Here is a 20625-nt window from a genome sequence, read left to right on the forward strand (position 1 = left end):
GTGCTAGGCGTGCCCGGCCGTCTGCATCTGCCGGAGTTCCTTCTTCAGGTCCCCCACCTCGTCCCGGAGCCGGGCCGCCAGTTCGAACTGCAGCTCAGCGGCCGCGGCGTGCATCTGGTCGGTGAGCTGCTGGATGAGGTCAGTGAGGTCCTCGGCCGGCACCGCGGCCAGACCCTCACGGTGCACGCCCTGGCCGGGCTTCTTCTTCCGCCCCTTCGCGGCGGCCTCGAGGAGCTCCCGGGTGTCGGCGTCCTCCCGGTTGATCGTGTCGGTGATGTCCGCGATGCGCTTGCGCAGCGGCGTCGGGTCGATCCCGTGCTCCAGGTTGTGCGCCACCTGGATCGCGCGGCGCCGGTTCGTTTCGTCGATGGCCCGCGCCATCGAATCGGTGATCCGGTCCGCATACATGTGCACCTGGCCCGACACGTTGCGCGCGGCGCGCCCGATCGTCTGGATCAGGGAGGTGGAGCTGCGCAGGAACCCTTCCTTGTCGGCGTCGAGGATGCTGACCAGGGACACCTCCGGCAGGTCGAGGCCCTCGCGCAGCAGGTTGATGCCCACCAGGACGTCGAAGGTCCCCATCCGCAGCTCGCGCAGCAGCTCCACCCGGCGCAGGGTGTCGACGTCGGAGTGAAGGTACTCCACCTTCACCCCGTGCTCCAGGAGGTATCCCGTGAGGTCCTCCGACATGCGCTTGGTCAGGGTCGTCACCAGCACGCGCTCATCGCGCTCGGTGCGGGTGCGGATCTCGTCGAGCAGGTCGTCGATCTGCCCCTTGGTGGGCTTGACCACGATCTCCGGGTCGACCAGGCCCGTGGGCCGGATGATCTGCTGCACGTACCCGTCGGACTTCCCGAGCTCGTACTTGCCCGGCGTCGCCGAGAGGTAGACGGTCTGCCCGATGCGCTCGAGGAATTCGTCCCACTTCAGCGGCCGGTTGTCCATGGCCGACGGCAGCCGGAACCCGTGGTCGACGAGGGTACGCTTGCGCGACATGTCCCCCTCGTACATCGCCCCGATCTGCGGGATGGTCACGTGGGATTCGTCGACGACGAGGAGGAAGTCGTCGGGGAAGTAGTCAAGCAGGCAGTGCGGGGCGCTGCTCGGCCCGCGCCCGTCGATATGCCGGGAGTAGTTCTCGATGCCGTTGCAGAACCCCATCTGCTCCATCATCTCGAGGTCGTAGGTGACGCGCATCCGCAGCCGCTGGGCCTCCACCAGCTTGTTCTGGGATTCGAGCTCGGCCAGGCGCACCTGCAGCTCGTCCTCGATGGCCTTGATCGCGCGGGTCATGCGTTCGGGTCCGGCCACGTAGTGGGAGGCCGGGAAGACGTACATCTCCTCCTCCTCGCGGATTACGTCGCCGGTGAGCGGGTTGAGGGTGTAGATGTTCTCGACCTCGTCGCCGAAGAACTCGATGCGGAGGGCCTGCTCCTCGTACATCGGGATGATCTCCACGGTGTCCCCGCGCACCCGGAAGGTGCCGCGGTGGAAGTCCATGTCGTTGCGGGTGTACTGCATGCCCACGAACTGGCGCAGCAGGGCGTCGCGGTTCATCTCCTGGCCCTTGCGCAGGGTCACCATCTTCGCGATGTACTCCTCGGGGGTGCCGAGGCCGTAGATGCAGGAGACAGTGGCGACCACGACGACGTCGCGGCGGGTGAGCAGGGCGTTCGTAGCCGAGTGCCGCAGCCGCTCGACCTCCTCGTTGATCGAGGAGTCCTTTTCGATGAAGGTGTCCGTCTGCGGGACGTACGCCTCGGGCTGGTAGTAGTCGTAGTAGGAGACGAAGTATTCGACGGCGTTATTGGGCAGCAGCTCACGGAACTCGTTCGCCAACTGCGCGGCGAGTGTCTTGTTCTGGACCAGCACGAGGGTCGGCCGCTGCACCTGCTCGATCAGCCAGGCCGTCGTCGCGCTCTTTCCAGTGCCGGTGGCGCCGAGGAGCACCACGTCCTTTTCCCCGGCCTTGATCCGGGTGCTCAGTTCGGCGATGGCCGCCGGCTGGTCGCCTGCCGGCTGGTATTCACTGATGACTTCGAAGGGAGCTACGACCCGCTTGATCTCCTGGGCAAGACTCATATCTAGTACGTTAGCGCGTTATGCGGACAATCAGCTTCCGCTTTGCTGGCGGCTGAACCGGCGCGCGCTCCGGCCCGCCCCGCCCTCATCCGGCGCCGGGAACCCCCGCCGGGTGCGGCAGCCCGACATGGACGTCGGCGGCCCGGCCGGGATCGGCGCTCGAGTGGACGGCCAGCAGGCGGGCGGCGGTGCCCGTGCCGGGCAGGCCGGATCCCCGGGAGGCGGGAGGGAACCCGGCGGCGGCCAGCAGCGGCCGCAGGGCGTCCGCGTCGGCCGGTGCGGCCACGGCAACCCGGAGCTGGAGGATATCCGGTGCCCGGTGGCCGGGCACCGCCGTCGGCCCGGTGTGTTCGACGTCCAGCACGCGGGGGTCGACGGAGCGGAGCCTGGCGCCCAGCCGTTCCGCCTGCGCCGGCCAGCGCGGGTCAGGATCCACCGGGGCCGCCGCGGCGCGGGGCGCCGGGATCCCCGCGAGCAGGTTCGCGTTGAAGGGCAGGAGCCGGTCCTGCCAGAGGGCGTCGAGGTGCGCCAGGGTGTCGGCCTCGCGGCCGGCGTTGCCGATCACGACGTCGGCCGCCGCGTTGCGTTCCTCCGAGCCGAGCTGGGCGCGGATCCGGCTGAGCGCCGCCTCCGGGCTCATTCCGCGCAGGCGCACCATCCGGTCGACGCGCCGGGCTTCGGGGGCATCGATCACCACGACGAGGTGGAAGCGGGCCACCTGACCCGTCTCCACGAGCAGCGGCAGGTCCTCGACCACGACGGCGCCGGCCGGGGCCGCGGCGGTGCGGGCCGCGGCGAGGGCCCGGATGCGGGGGTGCAGGATCGCATTCAGGCGCTCCCTCGCCCCGGAGTCGGCGAAGATGATGTCGCCCAGCGCCCTGCGGTCGAGGGAGCCGTCGGCGGCGGCGAGGTGCGCCCCGAAGGCCCCGAGCACCTCCGCAAGTCCCTCCGACCCGGGCTCCACCACCTCCCGGGCGAGGGCGTCGGCGTCGATGACGACGGCGCCCAGCGCCCGCAGCCGCCCGGCGGCCAGGGACTTTCCCGCGGCGATCCCTCCGGTCAATCCAACTCTCAGCATCCGCCAAGGGTAGCGCGGAGGAAGGCTGCGCCTGTCAACCCCAAACCCGGACACGCACCGGCGGCCCCGCCCATTACGCTAAGTAGGCTTAGTACATTGCAAGGGGAGGTTATGACAGCAACACTTTCGGACCTCGAGGAGATGGCATCCACCGTCTTCGGGTGGGAGGACCTCCGGTCCGGGCAGCGGCAGGCGATGCAGGCCCTGCTGGAGGGGAGGAACGCCCTGTGCGTGATGCCGACCGGATCCGGAAAGTCGGCGATCTACCAGCTGCCGGGGCTCGCGCTCCCGGGCGTCGCCGTCGTCATCTCACCACTGATCGCCCTCCAGCACGACCAGGCCGACGCCATCAACGCCAGCGCCGGGGCGGGCCGTGCGTACGTCGTGAATTCCGGGCTGAACCGGTCCGAAACCGACGAGGCCTGGGAGGCGGCCGGGGAGCCCGATGAGGAACGGCGGGCGAAGTTCCTGTTCCTCGCCCCGGAGCAGGTGGCCAGGGAGGACGTCGCCGAGCGCCTGCGCAGCCTTGAGGTGTCGCTGCTGGTCATCGACGAGGCGCACTGCGTCTCGGCGTGGGGGCATGACTTCCGGCCCGACTACCTTCAGCTGGGCACCCTCGCGGACTCGCTCCCCTGCCCCGTTCTGGCCCTCACGGCGACCGCGGCCACACCGGTCCAGGAGGAGATCGCCGCGCAGCTACGCCTTGGCGACCCGGTGATCCTCGTCGAGGGCTTCGACCGGCCCAACCTGTACCTGGAGGTGGCGTCCCACGTCCAGGAGGCGGACAAGCACCGGGCGGTGCTCGAGCAGGTGGAGGCGCTGGAGAAGCCCGGGCTGGTCTACGTCGCCACCCGGAAGGCCGCGGACACCCTCGCGCAGGAGCTGTCCGGGCGCGGGATCAACGCCGCCGCCTACCACTCCGGCCGGCGCAGCAGAGAGCGGGAGCAGGTCCACGAGGGGTTCCTGGACGGCCGGCTCGAGGTGGTGGTGGCCACGACCGCGTTCGGCATGGGCATCGACAAGCCTGACGTTCGGTTCGTGGTGCACGAGGCCGTGGCCGACTCCCTGGACAGCTACTACCAGGAAATCGGGCGGGGCGGGCGCGACGGCGGGCCCGCCACGGCCACCCTCCACTACCGGCCCGAGGACCTCTCCCTGCGCCGGTTCTTCGCCGCCAAGACCGCGGACCGGGAGGGGCTCGAGCAGCTCTTCGCCGTACTCAGGGCGCAGGAGGATGCGACCGACCTCAAGGAACTGCGCGCCCGGACGGGACTGAGCCAGCGCAAGGCGGCCGGCCTGGTGAACCTGCTTGAGGCCGCGGGCGCCGTCCGCGCCGGCGCAGCCGGGTACAGCGCAGTGGACCTTTCCCCGGGTGAGGCCGCGGAACGTGCGGTCGAGCAGGCGCAGATCCGGGAGACCATCGATACCTCAAGGGTTGAGATGTCCCGCCGGTATGCGGAGTCGCGGGGCTGCCGGCGGCAGTTCCTGCTCGCCTACTTCGGCGAGGCGTTCGACGGACCCTGCGGGCACTGCGACAACTGCGCGGAAGGGTCCGTCGAGGTGAACCGGCAGCAGCCCGATGCGGACGTTCCCTACCCGGTCCAGTCGAAGGTGGAGCATGCCGAGTGGGGTTCGGGCACCGTGATGAGCTACGAAGAGGGCACGGTGACTGTACTCTTCGAAACCACCGGCTACCGGACGCTGTCCCTGGAACTCGTGGCGGCGAAAGGTCTGCTGCGCGCGGCCGGCTGACTGCGGGCGGCAGTGTCAGCCGGGCACGGCCGGGTCAGCGCGGCTGCGCCGGGTTGGTCGGGTCGCCCTGCGACGGCGGGTTGATCGGCGGTCCGGACGTCGCCGGGCTCACCCTGGACCCCGCCTGCCCCTGACCCATTTCCGGCAGGCTCTGCGCCGAGGCGTCGGCCAGTTCCGCGCCGTCGCGCACCGCCTGCAGCCGGTGCTCGAGCACCTGGGTCACGGGCAGCCGGTTCCCGTGCTCCCGCTCGTAGGCCAGCAACGCCTCCAGCCCGCCCTCATCGAGCGAGGTGATACGCGAAGGAAGTGTGCCAAGCGGGATGTGGGCGTAGTCGGCCAGCGGCAGTTCGCCGCGTGCAGGGGACTCGCTCATGTTCTCCTCCTCGGTTCCGCCGTTCCGCCAGCGTACAAAGGGCCCAATATGCCCGGCAAGCAGTACTGGCGCACCTGCGCGGCGGCCGGTTTGTTTATTGCCAACCACCGCCCCTGCCCATAATCTGGGAGAGGTTGAGCAGCCGGCCATGGAGCCCGTCACGGAGCGAAGCCATGGAACATCATCTGCCGACTCCCGGCTAGAAGCAGCACCGCCGCACAGCCGGCCGACACCGGCGGGCGCCCCTCTTTTGAACCGGCTCAGCACACCGGTCGACGCCGCCCCACACCGGACCACCCACGCATCGAGCGGGGAAGGTCCGCACCGGGCCAGCCCCTCCCCAGCCGGCCCGGCCCCTCTTTTGGAACCAGCGGCTCAGCCGCACCCGGTAAGGATCACCGCATGAGCATGGACCACCTCAAGTCATTGGCCGTCGCAGCAGCACAGCTGGAGTCGGCGGAGTTCAGCCGCGACCAGGCGGCCAGCCTGCTTCAGGCGATCGTCCTGGAGGCCATCGACGGCGGCAGCAGCGTCGCCGACGTGGCCCAGGCGGCCGCGCTCTCCCAGGAGGCCGTCTTCACCATGTGCGACCAGGCCTGCAGCGCCCCTGCGGGGCTGCTGGTGATCTGACCGGGCACTGGCGGCGGCCCGGGAACGCGGGAGGCGGCTGTGTAAGCTGAAACCAGTTGCCGAACATCGGATCCGAGCCGCATGGAGCGTCGACAATGAACGTACCGCTTGATGACCTGACATCGGTTCTCGCGCGGCTGAAGGGCCTGCTCCTCACCGAGAGCAAGGCGGCCCCGGCCGTCGAGGCCCCCGCTGAAGCCGTCAAGAAGTCCGTGGCCGGATCCCTTGGCGCAGGCGTCAGCCTGTTCGGCGTCCAGGGCCGTGCGGGCAGCACCGGTTACACCGACCAGGTTGTCGCGCGGGCCGATGAATTCCAGTACGAGCTCGGCCAGGGCCCGTGCCTTACGGCCCGGGCCGCAGGCTCGACCGACCAGATCGACGACGTCTCCACCGAGACGCGGTGGCCGGAGTGGTGCGCCGCAGTCGTGGACCTCCCCCTGCGCTCGACCCTCAGCACCGCCCTGATCCACGACGGCAGCCCCATCGGGGCACTGAAGGTCTACTCGCCGCTGCCCAACGCCTTCTCGGACCAGGCCCGGAGGCAGCTCGCGCTGCTGGCAGCCCCGGCGGCCGTCCTGCTCGGCAATGCCCAGCCCGGCAAGACACCGGCCGAGCTTGGCAGAACCCTCCAGGAGGCCGTGCACAGCAGGGACAGTATCCATACCGCCTGCGGGATGCTCATGGAGCGTCGGCGCGCCAGCCCTGGTGAGGCGATGCGGAGCCTCCTCAACGCGGCCATCCGCAGCACGACCGACCTGCTCACCGTTGCCGCCGGCGTGATTGACGGATCCGCCAACGTCCGCCGCTGAGGAGTCCACATGGAGAATCCCTCAGACCACGAGCACCAGCGGCTCCTGCTCCTCCGGGCGATCCGGCACGCCCGCATCAGCGTCGGTGAGCTCTGGCTCCACTTCTTCGCCATCGGCGGCGACGCCGGGGAGTACGAAGTCGAGGCATATCTCCACGGCTCGTTCACGCTGCCCCCGCTGCAACGGGACCTGCTCGCCCACGCGGCGAACGAGCTGATTGACGACAGGCCGCCGCCCCGGGCGCCGTACAGCACCGATGCGTCCGAGCCCGCGGACTCCCCCGGCCCGGGTTCCGGGCCGGGCGGGTACGGCGCCGCCATCGCTTTCGCCGACGGCGTGGTGGACGCGGCGGACAAGGCGGCCGCCTCCGGGCCCGGTGGCCACCGCCAGGGCAGCTTCGCCCGGATCGAGGACGGGCAGGACGGCGACCGGGAGTGGGCCCCGGACGAAGGCGGCGGAGCCGACGGACGCGACTCCGTATAGGGGACGGTCCGGCTTCGGGGCTTCCGCTCCCTCGGAGCCGGACACCGCGCTCCAACGGCTAGGATTACAGGAATGACCGCTCCGCACCGGCACCCCACCGCCTACTCGACGGTCCGGGGCGAATTCCGGAACGAGCTGGAGATCCGCCGGTCCCCGTTCATCACGGTCCTGCGCGGGATTGAAACCGAAGCCGAAGCCAACGGCCTCCTGGCACAGCTGCGCACCGAGTTCCCGACGGCGCGGCACCACTGCAGCGCCTACCTGATCGGGCCCGGCCGCTCCGTCCAGCGGGCCCACGACGACGGCGAACCAGCCGGCACCGCCGGCGTCCCGATGCTCGAGGCACTGACCCGGCACGGTGCGGCGTCTGGGACAGCCGACCTCAGCGACACCGCCGCCGTCGTGGTGCGGTACTTCGGAGGCATCCTGCTGGGCGCGGGCGGGTTGATCCGCGCCTACTCCTCCTCCGTCACCCAGGCCCTGGACCGTGCGCCGTTCCGCCGCCGGAGCCTGCTCGCACTGCACACGGTGCCGGTGGCGCACGCGGATGCGGGACGCGTCGAGAACGACCTTCGGGCCGCCGCCACCGTCGTGCTCGGCACCTCCTATGCCGCGGAGGAGGCGCTCATCGAGGTGGCGCTCCCACCGGACCCCGAAAGTCTTGAGGAGTTCCAGCGGCGCCTCGCGGCGGTAACCGCGGGACGGTCGGTGTCCCGGCCGGCGGGCACCAGGTGGGTGGACCTTGACTGAGTTCGACTTCGACCGCCTGAGCCGCCGACCCGACGTCGAGGCGCCGAACCTCCAGGCCTACGACGCCACCGACCGGCTGCTGCTCGACTCGGCGGCCGCCCGGTTCGCCTCGGAACCCGACGGCGTCGTCCTGCTCGGTGACCGGTACGGTGCCCTCACCCTCGGGGCGGCCCTTCGCCACTCGGTCCCCCGTCCCCGGGTGTACCAGGACCCGCTCTCCCACGAGCTGGCGCTGGCCCGCAATGCCGCTGCCCTCGGGGCCGTGGGACGGTATGAGCCGCAGGACCTCGGGCCGGACCTGCTGCGCGGGGCCCGCACCGTGCTGCTCCAGCTGCCGCGCTCCCTCGACGCCCTCGAGGAGGCGGCCTGGAACATCGCCGCCTATGCGGACCCGGCCGTCACCGTCTACGCCGGCGGGCGGGTCAAGCACATGAGCCTGGCCATGACCGCCGTGCTCCAGAAGTACTTCGGCTCGGTCACGGCGGGACTGGCCCGGCAGAAATCCCGGGTTATCACGGCGTCGCTCCCGCTGCCCGTGGGCGGGCCGGTGTTCCCGACCACCGCCCGTCACGACGTCGGACTCCCCCGCCCGTTGATCCTGCACGCCTTCGGTGAGACGTTCGGTGGCGCCGCCCTCGATCCCGGGACCGGCTTCCTGCTCCCCCATCTCGCTGCCGCCGCGGAGACCGATTCCGCCATCGACCTGGGCTGCGGCAACGGTGCCATCGCCGCCTACCTGGCGCTGACCCGGCCCGGGCTGCGGGTGACGGCGTCGGACCAGTCGGCGTCGGCCGTCGCGTCGACGCGGGAAACGCTGAGGGCAAACGGTGTCCTGGACCGGGTGGCGGTCGTGCGCGATGACGCCCTGTCGTCCCAGCCGGATTCGTCGGCGCGGCTGGTCGTGCTGAACCCGCCGTTCCATATCGGCGCCACAGTGCATGCCGGCATCGCGGTGAAGCTGTTCACCGACGCCGCCCGGGTGCTCGCTCCGGGCGGGGAACTCTGGACCGTGTGGAACAGCCACCTTGCCTACCGGCCCGTGCTCACCCGGATTGTCGGCCCCACCCGCCAGGTCGACCGCAACCCGCGGTTCACGGTGACCTGTTCGGTCCGCCGCTGACCGGACGTCTCAGGCAGGAGCCCGGACGCGCCGGCGCCCATCGAGGACGCAGCACTGACGCCCCGGAGGGCCATCCACCGGTCAATACTTTGTCCTCGATGGGAGGGCACAGGGGCCTCCGACGGCAAAAAGAAGGACCCCCACCAAACGGCGGGGGTCCTTCTCTTATTCGGCGTCAGCCGGAGGGTTTAGGCTCCGGTCAGCTTCTCGCGGAGAGCGGCAAGCGCCTCGTCCGAAGCAAGCGTTCCCGAACCGGTCTCGGCGGCGACGGGCTCCGAAGAGTAGCTCGTTGCGTTCGACTCGACAGGCTCGTTCGCTGCGGCGGCGTCGTCGGACGCGTGCTGCACAACCTGCTTCTTGTGGGACTCCCAGCGGGCCTGGGCCTCGGCGTACTGAGCCTCCCAGGCGGCGCGCTGGGTCTCGTAGCCTTCGAGCCATTCGTTCGACTCGGGGTCGAAGCCCTCGGGGTACTTGTAGTTGCCCTCTTCGTCGTACTCGGCAGCCATACCGTACAGCGCCGGGTCGAACTCGGTGCTGTCGGCGTCGACGCCCTCGTTGGCCTGCTTGAGGCTGAGGGAGATGCGGCGGCGCTCGAGGTCGATGTCGATGACCTTGACGAAGAGCTCGTCGCCAACGGAAACGACCTGCTCTGCAAGCTCAACGTGGCGGACAGCCAGCTCCGAGATGTGGACCAGGCCTTCGATGCCGTCTTCGACGCGGACGAACGCACCGAACGGAACCAGCTTGGTGACCTTACCGGGAACAACCTGACCCAGCGCATGCGTCCGGGCGAAGGTCTGCCAGGGATCTTCCTGCGTGGCCTTCAGCGAGAGCGAGACACGCTCGCGGTCCAGGTCGACCTCGAGAACCTCGACGGTGACTTCCTGGCCGACCTCGACAACCTCGGACGGGTGGTCGATGTGCTTCCAGGACAGCTCGGAAACGTGAACCAGGCCGTCGACGCCGCCGAGGTCCACGAACGCACCGAAGTTGACGATCGAGGACACGACGCCCGGGCGGACCTGACCCTTTTCGAGCTTGTTGAGGAAGGTCGAGCGGACCTCGGACTGGGTCTGCTCCAGCCAGGCGCGACGCGAGAGCACAACGTTGTTGCGGTTCTTGTCGAGCTCGATGATCTTCGCTTCGATCTGCTGGCCGATGTACGGAGCCAGGTCGCGCACACGGCGCATCTCGACGAGCGATGCGGGCAGGAAGCCGCGCAGGCCGATGTCGAGGATAAGACCACCCTTGACGACCTCGATGACGGTACCGGTGACGACGCCGTCTTCTTCCTTGACCTTTTCGATGTCGCCCCAGGCACGCTCGTACTGAGCGCGCTTCTTGGACAGGATCAGACGGCCTTCTTTGTCTTCCTTGGTGAGCACCAGTGCTTCGACCTGATCGCCAACGGAGACGACGTCTCCGGGGTCGACGTCGTGCTTGATGGAAAGCTCACGGGAAGGGATGACACCCTCGGTCTTGTAACCGATGTCGAGCAGGACCTCATCGCGGTCGACCTTGACGACTGTGCCTTCGACGAGATCTCCGTCGTTGAAGTACTTGATCGTCGCGTCGACTGCTGCGAGGAAGTCCTCAGCGGTGCCGATGTCGTTGATAGCGACCTGCGGGGCACCTTGCTTCTCGGTGGTGGTGATGGTCATGTAGTTGGGGCTCCGTTGTGGAAGTTTTCTTGATCCGGTCAGTGCGGACGCTGGAAGAACCGGCCAAAAGGCCGGGCCATCCAGGGGAATCCGTTGTCCGGAAGCGGACAGATTGGATAAAACCTAAAAAGCGGTTCTATTGGTATTGCGCCGGAACTCGCACGGCGGATGCCGGCCCGAACCACAGCGCAATACGCGCCCGTCTAGTCTAACGGCGGGAGCCAACCCCGTCAAAGCGGGCCGTCGGGTGCCTCCCAGGCTCCGCCCGCCTAGAAATGGGTGATGCAGTAGGGGTTTTCGGCGTCCCGGAACAGGTCGTTCAGCCGCTCGAGGGCCCCCTCGGTGCGCTGCTCCACCAGCCCGGCTCCGACGAGGGCCGCGGGGCTGACCCCGCCCAGGTAGAGCGACCCCAGCGCCGCGACGTCCAGGGCCACGTCGACCTCCGAGTCGGCGTCGACGCGCTCCACCCGTGCCCGGCCGCCTGTTACGGCCAGCTCGTAGGTCCCCCCTGCGATGCCCATCGGATCGGCCACCTCGAGCACGAGCCGCCCGGCGCTGCGGTAGCCGCGCCCCTCGAGGGCCTTCGCGACGTCGAGCAGGCGGACCCACAGGACGTCCTCGACACCGGTCACCCGGTAGCAGCGGCGGTCCGCAAGCGCCCAGGGCAGCGGGTCGTCGACGGCCGCGCCGTCCCACGTGATCTCCTGGATAAGGTCGAGCGCCCCGAGGTAGCGCCACAGGGCGAGGTAGGACTCCTCGGTGCCGGCGACGAGGTCGATAATGCTGACCGTGTAGGGCTCCTTCGACCAGCCTTCGAACCGGTAGGCCACGTAGCCGACGGCGTTCCCGGCGTCGTCGTAGTGCACGGCGGTGCGCACGGCCCGGTCCTCGACCGGACGCTCGCGCCCCCATTCGCCGGAGACCCGCCGGGCGTAGGAATACTGCCGCCCGACCGAGCCGCGGGTCCGGCGGTGGAAGCGGGCAAAGACCTCCGCCGAGAGCGCGGCGACCGAGCCGGGCTCGGCCAGCTCCGTCCGCCCGGTGGGGGTGCCGAGCACGGCGAAGCGCTCCCGCACGTTCACTGTGACGCTTGAGGTGAAGGTGGCGCAGCCGAAGCCGAACCGCCCGTAGATGGTGGCCTCGGACGCCGTCAGCACCGCCAGGCGCACGCCGGCGGCCGCGGCATCCTCGAGGTCCTCGGTCATCATCCGGCGCAGCAGGCCGCGGCGCCGGTGGGAGGGCCGGACCGTGACGGAGGTGATGAGGTGCGCCTGGAGCGGCTCCGGCCCGCCGGCGTTGACGGTGTTGCGCATCGAGGCGTAGGTCGCCACGGGCACGGACCCGTCCACGGACAGGGCGCCGGGTGCGTCGTCGTGCACGCCGACCAGCACCCGCCCGTCGGCGGTGAACGCCTTCGCATAGGCCGGAAGGTCCTCGGGATCGACGCGGGGCTCGAAGAAGCCGACCCTCATGGCGTAGGACCAGTTCGCGAACCGCCCGTCCGGCGAGGTGTCCTCCTCTTCCGTGACCTGGAACCTCTCAAGGCGCAGTTCGGTGGAGGTGTCCGGCGTCGTCGTCTGTGTGCTCACGCTCCAAGACCCTAGCCGGATTCCCCGCCCTCCACCACAGCCCGCGGTTCGTCAGTGCGCCGCTTCGTGCCAGCTCAGCCCGGTGCCGACGGAGACGTCGAGGGGCACCGAGAGGTCCGCCGCGCCGGCCATCTGCTCGCGCACCAGCGCCTCCACGACGTCCTTCTCCCCCTCGGCGATCTCGAGGACCAGTTCGTCGTGCACCTGCAGCAGCATGCGCGAGGACAGGCCCTTGGCCTTCAAGGCGCCGTCCACGCCGAGCATCGCCTTCTTGATGATGTCGGCGGCCGACCCCTGGATGGGGGCGTTCAGTGCCGCCCGCTCGGACATCTCGCGCAGCTGGCGGTTGTCGCTGGAGAGATCCGGGAGGTACCGGCGCCGGCCCTCGATGGTGGAGGTGTAGCCGTCCTTGCGGGCCTGCTCCACGATCCCGCGCAGGTAGTCGCGCACCGCGCCGAACCGCTCGAAGTAATCGCGCATCAGGGTCCGCGCCTCGTCGACGGAGATGGCCAGCTGCTTGGAGAGCCCGAAGGAGCTCAGCCCGTACACCAGGCCGTAGGACATCGCCTTGACCTTGGAGCGCATCGCGCTGGTGACCTCCTCGGGCGCCACCCCGAAGATGTGGGAGCCGACGAAACGGTGGAGGTCCTCCCCCTCGCGGAACGCCGAGATCAGGCCCTCATCCCCGGAGAGGTGCGCCATGATGCGCATCTCGATCTGCGAGTAGTCGGCGGTCATCAGGGTCTCGTAGCGGGTGCCATCGGTGCCCTTCCCGACGACGAACACCTCGCGGATCCGCCGGCCCTCGTCCGAGCGCACCGGGATGTTCTGCAGGTTCGGGTTGATCGAGGACAGCCGGCCCGTCGCGGCGACCGTCTGGGCGTAGGTGGTGTGGATGCGCCCGTCCTCGGCAACCGACTTGCGCAGGCCCTCCACGGTCTGGCGGAGCTTCGTGGCGTCGCGGTAGGCCAGGAGCTGCTCGAGGAACGGGTGGCCGGTCTTGACGATCAGGTCCGTCAGGGCGTCGGCGTCGGTGGAGTACCCGGTCTTGATCTTCTTCGTCTTCGGCAGTCCGAGTTCCTCGAACAACACCGTCTGCAGCTGCTTGGGCGAGCCGAGGTTGATCTCCTTGCCGATGATCCGGAAGGCCTCGGCGCCGGCTGTGCTGATGGTCTTGGAGAAGTCGTCGAGGAGCCGGTCGAGGCGTTCCACGGAGACGGCGACGCCGGTGAGCTCCATCTCGGCGAGGACCTCCGACAGCGGCAGCTCGAGCCCCCCGAGGAGCTGGTTGGCTCCCTTCTCGACGAGCTGGCCGGCGAAGTGCTCGCTGAGCTGGAGCGCGGCGAAGGCGCGCATCACGGCGGGACCGGCGGTGTCCTTCTCGCCGAGCTCGAGGGCGAGCTGGCCGGAGGTATTGCCGGGAGCGGCGCCCAGGGACAGGCGCAGGTGGTACTGGCTCAGGTCGGCCAGGTCGTAGCTGCGGCGGTCGGGCTGGATGAGGTACCCGGAGATGGCCGTGTCGTCCACCTCACCGGCCAGGTGCAGTCCGCGCGGTGCGAGCAGCTTGTAGGCCTCCTTGAAGTCGTGGACCACCTTGGGCGCATCGAGGTCGGCCAGCCAGTGCGCGAGCACCTGCTCGGCCTCGGCGTCGAGGCCCTCCAGCGGCACGAAGGCCGCGGAGGTGGAGGTGACGATCGCGATGCCGGTGACGTCGGTTCCGCCGGCGGTGGCCTCGGTGGCCAGATGGACGGCGGCCAGGGCCTGGTTGGTCGAGGTCAGCCACGCGGCCAGGGGCGCGGCGTCCGTGAGGACGACGTGCGGGGGTGGGGTCAGCTCATCGCCGGTCTCCTCGACCTCCTCCTCACCGAACAGGTCGAACAGCCGCTTGCGCAGCGTGTTGAACTGCAGCGAATCGAAAAGGTCCTCCACGGCGGAGCGGTCGGGGTGCTGGGAGGCCATCGCGTCGAGGTCCACGGGCAGCTCAAGGTCGGTGAGCAGCCGGTTCAGCCGGCGGTTGCGCCGGACGTCGTCGGCGTGGGCCCGCAGCGCGTCGCCGACCTTGCCGCCGATGGAGTCAAGGTTCTCGAGGATCCCCTCGAGCCCGCCGTAGAGCCGGATCCACTTGGCGGCGGTCTTGGGCCCGACGCCGGGCACGCCGGGCAGGTTGTCGGCGCTCTCCCCCACGAGTGCGGCGAGGTCGGAGTACTGGTGCGGCGGCACGAAGTACTTTTCCTCGATGGCCTTGGCGTCCATCTGCGGGATATTGGTGACTCCCTGCTTCGGGTACAGGACGGTCACCCGGTCGTTGACCAGCTGGAAGGCGTCACGGTCGCCGCTGACCACCTGCACGTCCCAGTCCTCGGCAGCGGCCTTGGTCGCCAGGGTGGCCAGGATGTCGTCGGCCTCGTAGCCGTCCAGGGAGATCGTGGGGATGCGCATCGCCTCCATGACCTTGATGATGAGGTCGACCTGCCCGTGGAATTCCTCCGGGGTCTTTGAGCGGCCCGCCTTGTACTCGGTGTACTCCTCGGAGCGGAAGGTCGGCGTATCGAGGTCGAACGCGACGGCCACGTGCGTGGGCTTCTGGTCCTTGATGAGGTTGATCAGCATGGCGGTGAACCCGTACACGGCGTTGGTGTGCTGGCCGGTGTCGGTGGAGAAGTTTTCGGGTGGCAGGGCGTAGAACGCCCGGAACGCCATTGAGTGTCCGTCGATGACCAGGAGGCGGTTGCGCTGTCCCGTCGCTGTTGTCGGGGCGGGCAGGGTGGATCCAGGTTTGGTTGTTTCACTCACAGGTGCCAGCCTAGTTCCCATGGTCGACAATTTCACTCAGCCGCCCGAGCGCGGCTCCGCAGACAACCCGTACGCCGATGAGCTCACCGCCGCGGGCGTTCCACCGGAGATGCACGACTGGCTGGGCCGGCACGGGATCGGACGCCTTACCGTGAAGATGGGCATCACGTTTTCCGAGATGAGCGCCGAACGGATGGTGGCGAGAATGCCGGTCGCAGGCAACGAGCAGGTGGCGGGCATCCTCCACGGGGGCGCCCACCTCGTGCTGGCGGAAACCCTTGGCTCATTCGCCGCGGGAATCCACGCCGGCCCGGGCCGGCACGCCCTTGGAATCGAGATCAGTGCAACCCACCACCGCAGCGTCGCCGCCGGCACGGTCACCGGTACGGCCACCGCCGTCCACCTCGGCCGCACGCTGACCACCCATGAGGTCGTCATGACCGACGAGGAGGGCCGGCGCCTCTCGACGGCGCGGATCACCAACCTCATCCGGGACGCCCGCTAGGGCGCTAACACGGGGAGCCGCGCCCTGCCAGCGCCGTCTGCTGCCGCGTCCGTCCGGCTCAAATCGTTTCCCCGCCCCGATCCGCCGTCCTACGGTTTAAGCACAGGCGAACGAATTCCGACGGAGGGAAGTGAGAACGGTGGCAGGCGACGTTCTTAAGAAATATCCGCTCATCTTCGCCTTCAGCGCAATGCTTCTCGTAGGCTGCGATGATTCGGCCACCCAGGACGGCGGGGGCTCCTCACCGGAGAAGTCCTCGCAGTATGACGAGAACAACGGCATCGACACCGACCAGGACGACGACGCCCGCGGCAACGACCAGTAGGGCACCGACGCAGCGACACCGGCCGGACACGTGCCGGGCGGGACAGGAGCGCACGGATGAAACGACGTAAGAGGCGGCTGCGCAGTGCGACCGGAGTGCGGCTGACCCTGATCCTTGGGTCCGCGGTGCAGGGGGCCGCCGCGGGCCTGGCGGGGACCGCCGTCATGACCCTCGGGGAAAAGCTCGAGCAGGCCCTGACCGGCCGCCCGAACTCGTACGTGCCGGGACGGACGCTGCGCGCCCTGCTGGGACGGCCGGTGTCGGATCGGGCCAAGCCAGCCGCGGCCAACTCCGCCATGCACTGGGGTACGGGCGCGGCGTTGGGTGCCGTGCGCGGCATCTGGGCAATCACCGGCATCCGCGGGGGCGTCGCGAACGCCACGCACACCGTGGTGCGCCTCGCGTTCGACCAGACCCTGGAGAACGCGACGGGCACCGGAGCGCCCCCGACACTCTGGCCGGTGGGGGAAAAGACCGTCGACTACCTTCACAAGGCCATCTACTCCATCGTCACCGGAGCCGCGGCGGACCGGTGGATCGCTCCACGGCTCATCTCCCGGCGGGGCGTCCGCAGCCACTAGCCCCTGAAGGCGCGCGCACCGCAAGGGCGGTGCGTGAGCCTAGGCGACCGGCACGCGGCGTTCGTTAAGGCCGTCCTCAATGCGCCGGCGGAGTTCCGCGGGCCGGAACGGCTTGGTCAGGTACTCGTCGGCGCCTGCCTCCACGCCGCGGGCCTCATCGCGCGGGTCCGCCCGCGCCGTGAGCATGACGATCAGGGTGGAGGAGAACCGGCGGATCCGCCGTGCCACCTCGAATCCGTCGATGTCGGGCAGGCCGACGTCGAGGGTCACCACCTGCGGGGCGATGCGGCGCACCATCTCAACTCCGGCCTGGCCGCCGGGGGCGGTGTGGACGGTGAACCCGAACCCCGTGAGCACTGCGTGAAGGAGGTCACGGACGTCGTCGTCGTCTTCAATGACCACCGCGGCAAGCGCCGGCTTATCGTCTTGCATGAGTCGAGTCTACTCACCGCCGGGCCGACGGATGCCGGCGGCCGAACAGGTAGTAGGCGAGGGGGCCGGCGAAATTGATGAAACACGCAGCGGCCCACGCGGCGCGGCTGCCCCGGACGGCGGCTTCGGGGCGCCGGGCGAGGTCGGTGAGCGCCGCGCCCATCAGCGCCAGCTGCACCGTCGCAAGGGCGATGACCGCCCTGCGCTGGTTCCGGTCGAGGTCCCTGAAGGACTTCCTGCGGGCCCCCGAATCCGGCCTTCGTCGAGTCATCCCGTGGTCCTTTCCGTCGGTGGTGCCCGGCGCACCGGGGTGCCGGTGCTAGGCCGAATGTGCGGTTTGGGGGGCCGTGACCGCCACGAGCCCGATCCTCAGCTGAGGGTCGGGACGGTGCACGACGTCGGCGGTGATGCGCAGCTGCCAGCGGACCCGGAACTTCCCCGAGTCGAGCGACGGCGCCGGCAGGAAGCGCGGGGTGGCGACCGTGAACGGAACCACGGCCTCGGTGCCGGTTGCGGGCAGCCCCTCGGTCAGGAGCGTCTCGGCAATCGTGTTCTCCGCGGAGCGCGGGTGCTTCTGGGGGCGGCCGCTGGGCAGCCGCTCCGGCTTCGGGCCGTAGGCCACCGCCTCAAGCATCACCAGGCCCACCCGGAGCGAGCGGAGCGTCCCGTGGTGGGACGCCACCCGGAGCCGTCCGGTGACGGGCGTCCCGTTGGTCAGCACCCGCGTCGGAAGTTCGACGAGCTCGAGGGAGACGGTTCCCTGCCCGCTGGCCTCCGGTTCCACCGCGGCGTCGGCGGTGCAGCCCGCCGCCGCGGACTGGACTGTGAAGATTCCCTCCCCCACCGACTCCTGGTCGTCCCGGGCGGACATGCGCACCCGGAGGATCCAGGAGATGCTGATCAGCTCGCCACGCACCGAGGGCAGGTTCAACCCGGGAACGGCGACGACGGCGCGGGTCCGGTAAGTCTCCCCGGCCATCACCCGGCCGGCCGGTGGCAGGGGCTGCTGCGAGATGACGTGGGTGGAGCGGTCGCGGGCGGTGTAGATCACGCCGTGCAGGTTGGTGCGCCCGTACCCGTAGTCGATCACCTGGACCACCTCGAGTACGACCTTCTCGGCCACCACATCGCGTTCGGCCACCGCTTCGACGTCGACGGAAAAGCTCTCCCCCTCGGCCACGGCGCGTTTGGTGGGCAGCGGCCGGATGTCGATGTCCAACGGGGGTGTTCGATGCTGCTCCATGATTCCCCCCTTGTTCCTACCCCTGCGGAAGCGGCGGGTTGAGCGGCGCCGCCATCTGCCGCCCCGCGGCCTGATCGGACTTCAGCGCGACAAAGCGCAGGTCCTCGGCCGTCAGCTCCAGCTGCCCGTGGCGTGACTCCCCAAGCTGCCGCCCCGCGGCACGGCTGATGGACGCGGTGACGGTCCGTGGGAGTACCCTGCATCCTCGGTTCGTCGTAATCCACTGGCGCGTGGGTTGGTCCAGCTGATCCCAGATTTCCTCGAGGCTCATCGAATGCTCCGATCCGTTGAAGGTACTGCGGCGTCCGCCTCAAGTACAACCCATGTTCAGCCCCGTGCACAGAGACTTTCGTCCCGCACCGGTCCTGGACGGTGGTCCCTACTTGGGCAGGGGCGCCGTCCAGGACAGCCTCGTGCCGTGGCCCGGGGCGCTCACTGGGGCGAATGTTCCCCCGACGGCGAGCGCACGGTGGTGCATGTTGGACAGGCCACTCGTGCGTTCGGGGATGGAGAAGCCCTTCCCGTCGTCCTCGATGAGCAGCTTGACCTGGCGGGCCCGCACCGAGACGGTGATCGTGATGGAGCGCGCTCCGGAGTGGCGCAGCGCGTTCGAGAGCCCCTCCGAGAGCACCGCGAGCAGGTGCCCCGCCACGGGTTCCGGAATGCCGTCCACCGGCCCCCGCATCTGCAGCTCCGGGGTCGTGCCGGCCTGCCAGGTGCCGTCCTGCACGGCCCTGACGATCCGCGAACTGAGGCGTTCGCGGCCGCCGTCGTCGCCCAGCGCGTAGATGGTGTCCCGCAGCCCGCGGATCGTCTCATCCAGCTCCCCGGTGATCGAGTTGATGCGTTGCTGGGCTACCGGGTCCGTGGTGTGGCGGCGGAGGCTCTGCACGCTCAGGCCCGCCGCGAAGATGCGCTGGATCACGAGGTCGTGAAGGTCCCGGGCGATGCGGTCCCGGTCGGAGAAGACGATCTGTTGCTCGCGCATCAGGTGGGCGTGCGCGAGTTCGAGGGCCAGGGCGGCCCGCGAACAGTACACCTCATTCATTTCGACGTCGACCTGCCCGTAGCCGGGGGCCCCGGTCGGGCGGGCGAGGATGAGGATCCCGGCGTGGGTGCCCTTGTGGCCCAGCGCCGCGACCAGCACCGGGCCCAGTTCCGCTGCGGGGGGAGGACCGTCCCAGAGCTCCGAGGCCTGGCACAGGACAGATTCTCCGGTGCTCAGCAGGTGGGCGATGGGGGCGCTGTCCACGGCGATCGCGTGGCCCTTCACCAGGTGGCTGGCGCCGACGGCCGTCCCGCAGCGCAGTACCCGGCCGCCCGGATCCGGGAACGCGATCATCGAAACCACGGACTCGGACTGTTGGAGGGCACCGTCGGCGATCAGGTCAAGCCCCGCGGCTTCGGCCGTCGGATTGCCCATGAGTCGTTCGCTGACGTCCATTCCGGCCTCGAGCCACTGCTGGCGCCGCGTCGCGTCCTCGAACAGGCGCGCGTTCTCGATGGCGACGCCGGCCGCGGCGGCCAGCGCAACGGCAAGCTCCTCGTCCTCGGCGGTGAAGTCCTCTCCGCCTTCCTTTTCGGTGAGGTAAAGGTTCCCGAAGGCCACCCCGCGCACGCGGACCGGAACGCCGAGGAAGGTCCGCATCTCCGGGTGGTGTTCGGGGAACCCGCTGGCCTGCGGGTGCTCGGTGAGGTCGGAGAGCCGGATCCGCTGTGGGTCGCGGATGAGGTGCCCGAGCACCCCGCGGCCCTTGGGAATGTCCCCGACGAGCCGGGCCTGGTCCTCCTCCATGCCGACCGTGACGAAGTGGGTCAGCACGTCACCGGGCCCGATCACCCCCAGCGCCCCATAGTGCGCCCCGACGAGTTGGCAGGCCGAGGTCACCACCCGGTCGAGCACCGCCTCGAGGCTGAGGTTCTCCGCGAGCGACATCACCGCGGACAGCAGGCCCTGGAGCCGCTCCTGGGTATGGAACGGGTCCTCGGTCCGGGGAAGGAACTCCTTGAGCACCCGGCCGGCGTCGGGCAGCGAGGAGGGCTGCACGAAGGACACGCGCCGGGCTCCCGGGGCCGGCACGTTCACGGCCGTCCGTCCCCAGCGGCGGCCCGGCCCGGCCGCGCGGAAGGCACCCCCCGCCGGCCTCCCTCAGGTGGCCGGTTAACCCCCGGCCCGTCGATCGCATCGAATCCGGCCATTGCACTCCCCCGACTTCAGCAAACCCACTTGGCAACGGAAGATTGAGCCTTCCGTTGGTCAGCACCCCAGCCTGCCTGCACCGCGACCTGCAACGTGGGACGCTCCTCCGTCCCGCCGTTTCCTCAATTTTTCCTCTAGTTTTCCCTGTCCACTCCATTCTGCGGGAGTTCTCGGGGCGAGCGCCAGCCCAAGGGACCTGCGGCGTCATATGCCGCCGGC

The 20625-nt window shown here is 69.6% G+C and carries 20 protein-coding genes; 9 read left to right on the forward strand and 11 right to left on the reverse strand.

What is annotated here, in order from left to right; genetic code table 11:
• Positions 1-3: 3 nt before the first annotated feature.
• Together uvrB and coaE are read right to left on the reverse strand one after the other, a co-directional pair.
• Entirely contained in the window at positions 4-2082 is a 2079-nt protein-coding gene (gene uvrB / locus ACX80W_RS04220; RefSeq protein WP_459280714.1) for an excinuclease ABC subunit UvrB, read from the reverse strand.
• Positions 2083-2167: 85 nt separating this feature from the next.
• The gene (gene coaE, locus ACX80W_RS04225; RefSeq protein WP_459280716.1) at positions 2168-3160 is read right to left on the reverse strand and encodes a dephospho-CoA kinase; all 993 of its coding nucleotides are present in this window, start codon (positions 3158-3160) and stop codon (positions 2168-2170) included.
• Between the two features lie 111 nt (positions 3161-3271).
• Between coaE and ACX80W_RS04230 the strand changes: the two genes are divergently transcribed.
• Positions 3272-4912 (forward strand): RecQ family ATP-dependent DNA helicase, encoded by a 1641-nt coding sequence (locus ACX80W_RS04230; RefSeq protein ID WP_459280717.1) that lies wholly within the window; start codon positions 3272-3274, stop codon positions 4910-4912.
• Positions 4913-4946: 34 nt separating this feature from the next.
• Here the strand turns inward: ACX80W_RS04230 and ACX80W_RS04235 are convergent, their stop codons facing one another.
• Entirely contained in the window at positions 4947-5285 is a 339-nt protein-coding gene (locus tag ACX80W_RS04235) for a DUF8129 domain-containing protein (protein WP_459280719.1), read from the reverse strand.
• A 402-nt stretch (positions 5286-5687) separates the two neighbouring features.
• Between ACX80W_RS04235 and ACX80W_RS04240 the strand changes: the two genes are divergently transcribed.
• The 5 genes from ACX80W_RS04240 (at position 5688) to ACX80W_RS04260 (ending at position 9077) form a co-directional block, all read left to right on the forward strand.
• Positions 5688-5915, forward strand: coding sequence for a hypothetical protein (locus tag ACX80W_RS04240; RefSeq protein ID WP_459280721.1), 228 nt, complete (start codon positions 5688-5690; stop codon positions 5913-5915).
• 95 nt (positions 5916-6010) lie between these two features.
• The gene (locus ACX80W_RS04245; RefSeq protein ID WP_459280723.1) at positions 6011-6724 is read left to right on the forward strand and encodes a GAF and ANTAR domain-containing protein; all 714 of its coding nucleotides are present in this window, start codon (positions 6011-6013) and stop codon (positions 6722-6724) included.
• 9 nt (positions 6725-6733) lie between these two features.
• A complete protein-coding gene (locus ACX80W_RS04250) occupies positions 6734-7207 on the forward strand; it encodes a hypothetical protein (RefSeq protein WP_459280725.1) in 474 nt (157 codons plus the stop codon).
• 72 nt (positions 7208-7279) lie between these two features.
• Entirely contained in the window at positions 7280-7957 is a 678-nt protein-coding gene (locus ACX80W_RS04255) for an IMPACT family protein (protein WP_459280726.1), read from the forward strand.
• The gene (locus ACX80W_RS04260) at positions 7950-9077 is read left to right on the forward strand and encodes a class I SAM-dependent methyltransferase (RefSeq protein WP_459280728.1); all 1128 of its coding nucleotides are present in this window, start codon (positions 7950-7952) and stop codon (positions 9075-9077) included. Before ACX80W_RS04255 ends, ACX80W_RS04260 begins: the two co-directional genes overlap by 8 nt.
• A gap of 188 nt (positions 9078-9265) precedes the next feature.
• On the opposite strand, the gene rpsA is transcribed toward ACX80W_RS04260, so the two are convergent.
• The 3 genes from rpsA to polA form a co-directional block, all read right to left on the reverse strand.
• Positions 9266-10738: a 30S ribosomal protein S1 gene (gene rpsA / locus ACX80W_RS04265; protein ID WP_120168329.1), complete on the reverse strand. Its 1473-nt coding sequence runs from the start codon at positions 10736-10738 to the stop codon at positions 9266-9268.
• A 269-nt stretch (positions 10739-11007) separates the two neighbouring features.
• Positions 11008-12327, reverse strand: a complete 1320-nt coding sequence (locus ACX80W_RS04270; protein WP_459280731.1) for a GNAT family N-acetyltransferase — start codon at positions 12325-12327, stop codon at positions 11008-11010.
• Between the two features lie 51 nt (positions 12328-12378).
• Positions 12379-15141, reverse strand: a complete 2763-nt coding sequence (gene polA / locus ACX80W_RS04275) for a DNA polymerase I (protein WP_459280732.1) — start codon at positions 15139-15141, stop codon at positions 12379-12381.
• On the opposite strand from polA, the gene ACX80W_RS04280 reads away from it, so the two are divergent.
• The 3 genes from ACX80W_RS04280 (at position 15140) to ACX80W_RS04290 (ending at position 16531) form a co-directional block, all read left to right on the forward strand.
• Positions 15140-15625 (forward strand): PaaI family thioesterase, encoded by a 486-nt coding sequence (locus tag ACX80W_RS04280; protein WP_459280734.1) that lies wholly within the window; start codon positions 15140-15142, stop codon positions 15623-15625. The two genes, polA and ACX80W_RS04280, sit on opposite strands and share 2 nt — an antisense overlap.
• A 139-nt stretch (positions 15626-15764) precedes the next feature.
• Positions 15765-15950, forward strand: coding sequence for a hypothetical protein (locus ACX80W_RS04285; protein WP_459280735.1), 186 nt, complete (start codon positions 15765-15767; stop codon positions 15948-15950).
• Between the two features lie 56 nt (positions 15951-16006).
• Positions 16007-16531 (forward strand): hypothetical protein, encoded by a 525-nt coding sequence (locus ACX80W_RS04290; RefSeq protein ID WP_459280737.1) that lies wholly within the window; start codon positions 16007-16009, stop codon positions 16529-16531.
• 39 nt (positions 16532-16570) lie between these two features.
• Here ACX80W_RS04290 and ACX80W_RS04295 read toward each other — a convergent pair whose 3' ends face one another.
• The 5 genes from ACX80W_RS04295 to ACX80W_RS04315 all read right to left on the reverse strand — a co-directional run bounded on the left by ACX80W_RS04295 (position 16571) and on the right by ACX80W_RS04315 (position 20292).
• The gene (locus tag ACX80W_RS04295) at positions 16571-16963 is read right to left on the reverse strand and encodes a response regulator transcription factor (RefSeq protein WP_459280738.1); all 393 of its coding nucleotides are present in this window, start codon (positions 16961-16963) and stop codon (positions 16571-16573) included.
• Positions 16964-16976: 13 nt separating this feature from the next.
• A complete protein-coding gene (locus tag ACX80W_RS04300) occupies positions 16977-17234 on the reverse strand; it encodes a PLD nuclease N-terminal domain-containing protein (protein WP_459280740.1) in 258 nt (85 codons plus the stop codon).
• 48 nt (positions 17235-17282) lie between these two features.
• Positions 17283-18206, reverse strand: a complete 924-nt coding sequence (locus tag ACX80W_RS04305) for a hypothetical protein (protein ID WP_459280742.1) — start codon at positions 18204-18206, stop codon at positions 17283-17285.
• Between the two features lie 16 nt (positions 18207-18222).
• Positions 18223-18477 (reverse strand): hypothetical protein, encoded by a 255-nt coding sequence (locus tag ACX80W_RS04310; protein WP_459280743.1) that lies wholly within the window; start codon positions 18475-18477, stop codon positions 18223-18225.
• Positions 18478-18585: 108 nt separating this feature from the next.
• Positions 18586-20292 (reverse strand): GAF domain-containing sensor histidine kinase, encoded by a 1707-nt coding sequence (locus tag ACX80W_RS04315; RefSeq protein WP_459280745.1) that lies wholly within the window; start codon positions 20290-20292, stop codon positions 18586-18588.
• Positions 20293-20625 lie beyond the last annotated feature (333 nt).

This window comes from Arthrobacter melezitosi (assembly GCF_054511055.1).

Excerpts from the sequence above, each read along its gene's own strand:
- uvrB (WP_459280714.1), bottom strand. The coding sequence starts at position 2,082 with ATGAGTCTTGCCCAGGAGATCAAGCGGGTCGTAGCTCCCTTCGAAGTC.
- coaE (WP_459280716.1), bottom strand. The coding sequence starts at position 3,160 with ATGCTGAGAGTTGGATTGACCGGAGGGATCGCCGCGGGAAAGTCCCTG.
- ACX80W_RS04230 (WP_459280717.1), top strand. The coding sequence starts at position 3,272 with ATGACAGCAACACTTTCGGACCTCGAGGAGATGGCATCCACCGTCTTC.
- ACX80W_RS04235 (WP_459280719.1), bottom strand. The coding sequence starts at position 5,285 with ATGAGCGAGTCCCCTGCACGCGGCGAACTGCCGCTGGCCGACTACGCC.
- ACX80W_RS04240 (WP_459280721.1), top strand. The coding sequence starts at position 5,688 with ATGAGCATGGACCACCTCAAGTCATTGGCCGTCGCAGCAGCACAGCTG.
- ACX80W_RS04245 (WP_459280723.1), top strand. The coding sequence starts at position 6,011 with ATGAACGTACCGCTTGATGACCTGACATCGGTTCTCGCGCGGCTGAAG.
- ACX80W_RS04250 (WP_459280725.1), top strand. The coding sequence starts at position 6,734 with ATGGAGAATCCCTCAGACCACGAGCACCAGCGGCTCCTGCTCCTCCGG.
- ACX80W_RS04255 (WP_459280726.1), top strand. The coding sequence starts at position 7,280 with ATGACCGCTCCGCACCGGCACCCCACCGCCTACTCGACGGTCCGGGGC.
- rpsA (WP_120168329.1), bottom strand. The coding sequence starts at position 10,738 with ATGACCATCACCACCACCGAGAAGCAAGGTGCCCCGCAGGTCGCTATC.
- ACX80W_RS04280 (WP_459280734.1), top strand. The coding sequence starts at position 15,140 with ATGGTCGACAATTTCACTCAGCCGCCCGAGCGCGGCTCCGCAGACAAC.
- polA (WP_459280732.1), bottom strand. The coding sequence starts at position 15,141 with ATGGGAACTAGGCTGGCACCTGTGAGTGAAACAACCAAACCTGGATCC.
- ACX80W_RS04290 (WP_459280737.1), top strand. The coding sequence starts at position 16,007 with ATGAAACGACGTAAGAGGCGGCTGCGCAGTGCGACCGGAGTGCGGCTG.
- ACX80W_RS04295 (WP_459280738.1), bottom strand. The coding sequence starts at position 16,963 with ATGCAAGACGATAAGCCGGCGCTTGCCGCGGTGGTCATTGAAGACGAC.
- ACX80W_RS04300 (WP_459280740.1), bottom strand. The coding sequence starts at position 17,234 with ATGACTCGACGAAGGCCGGATTCGGGGGCCCGCAGGAAGTCCTTCAGG.
- ACX80W_RS04305 (WP_459280742.1), bottom strand. The coding sequence starts at position 18,206 with ATGGAGCAGCATCGAACACCCCCGTTGGACATCGACATCCGGCCGCTG.
- ACX80W_RS04310 (WP_459280743.1), bottom strand. The coding sequence starts at position 18,477 with ATGAGCCTCGAGGAAATCTGGGATCAGCTGGACCAACCCACGCGCCAG.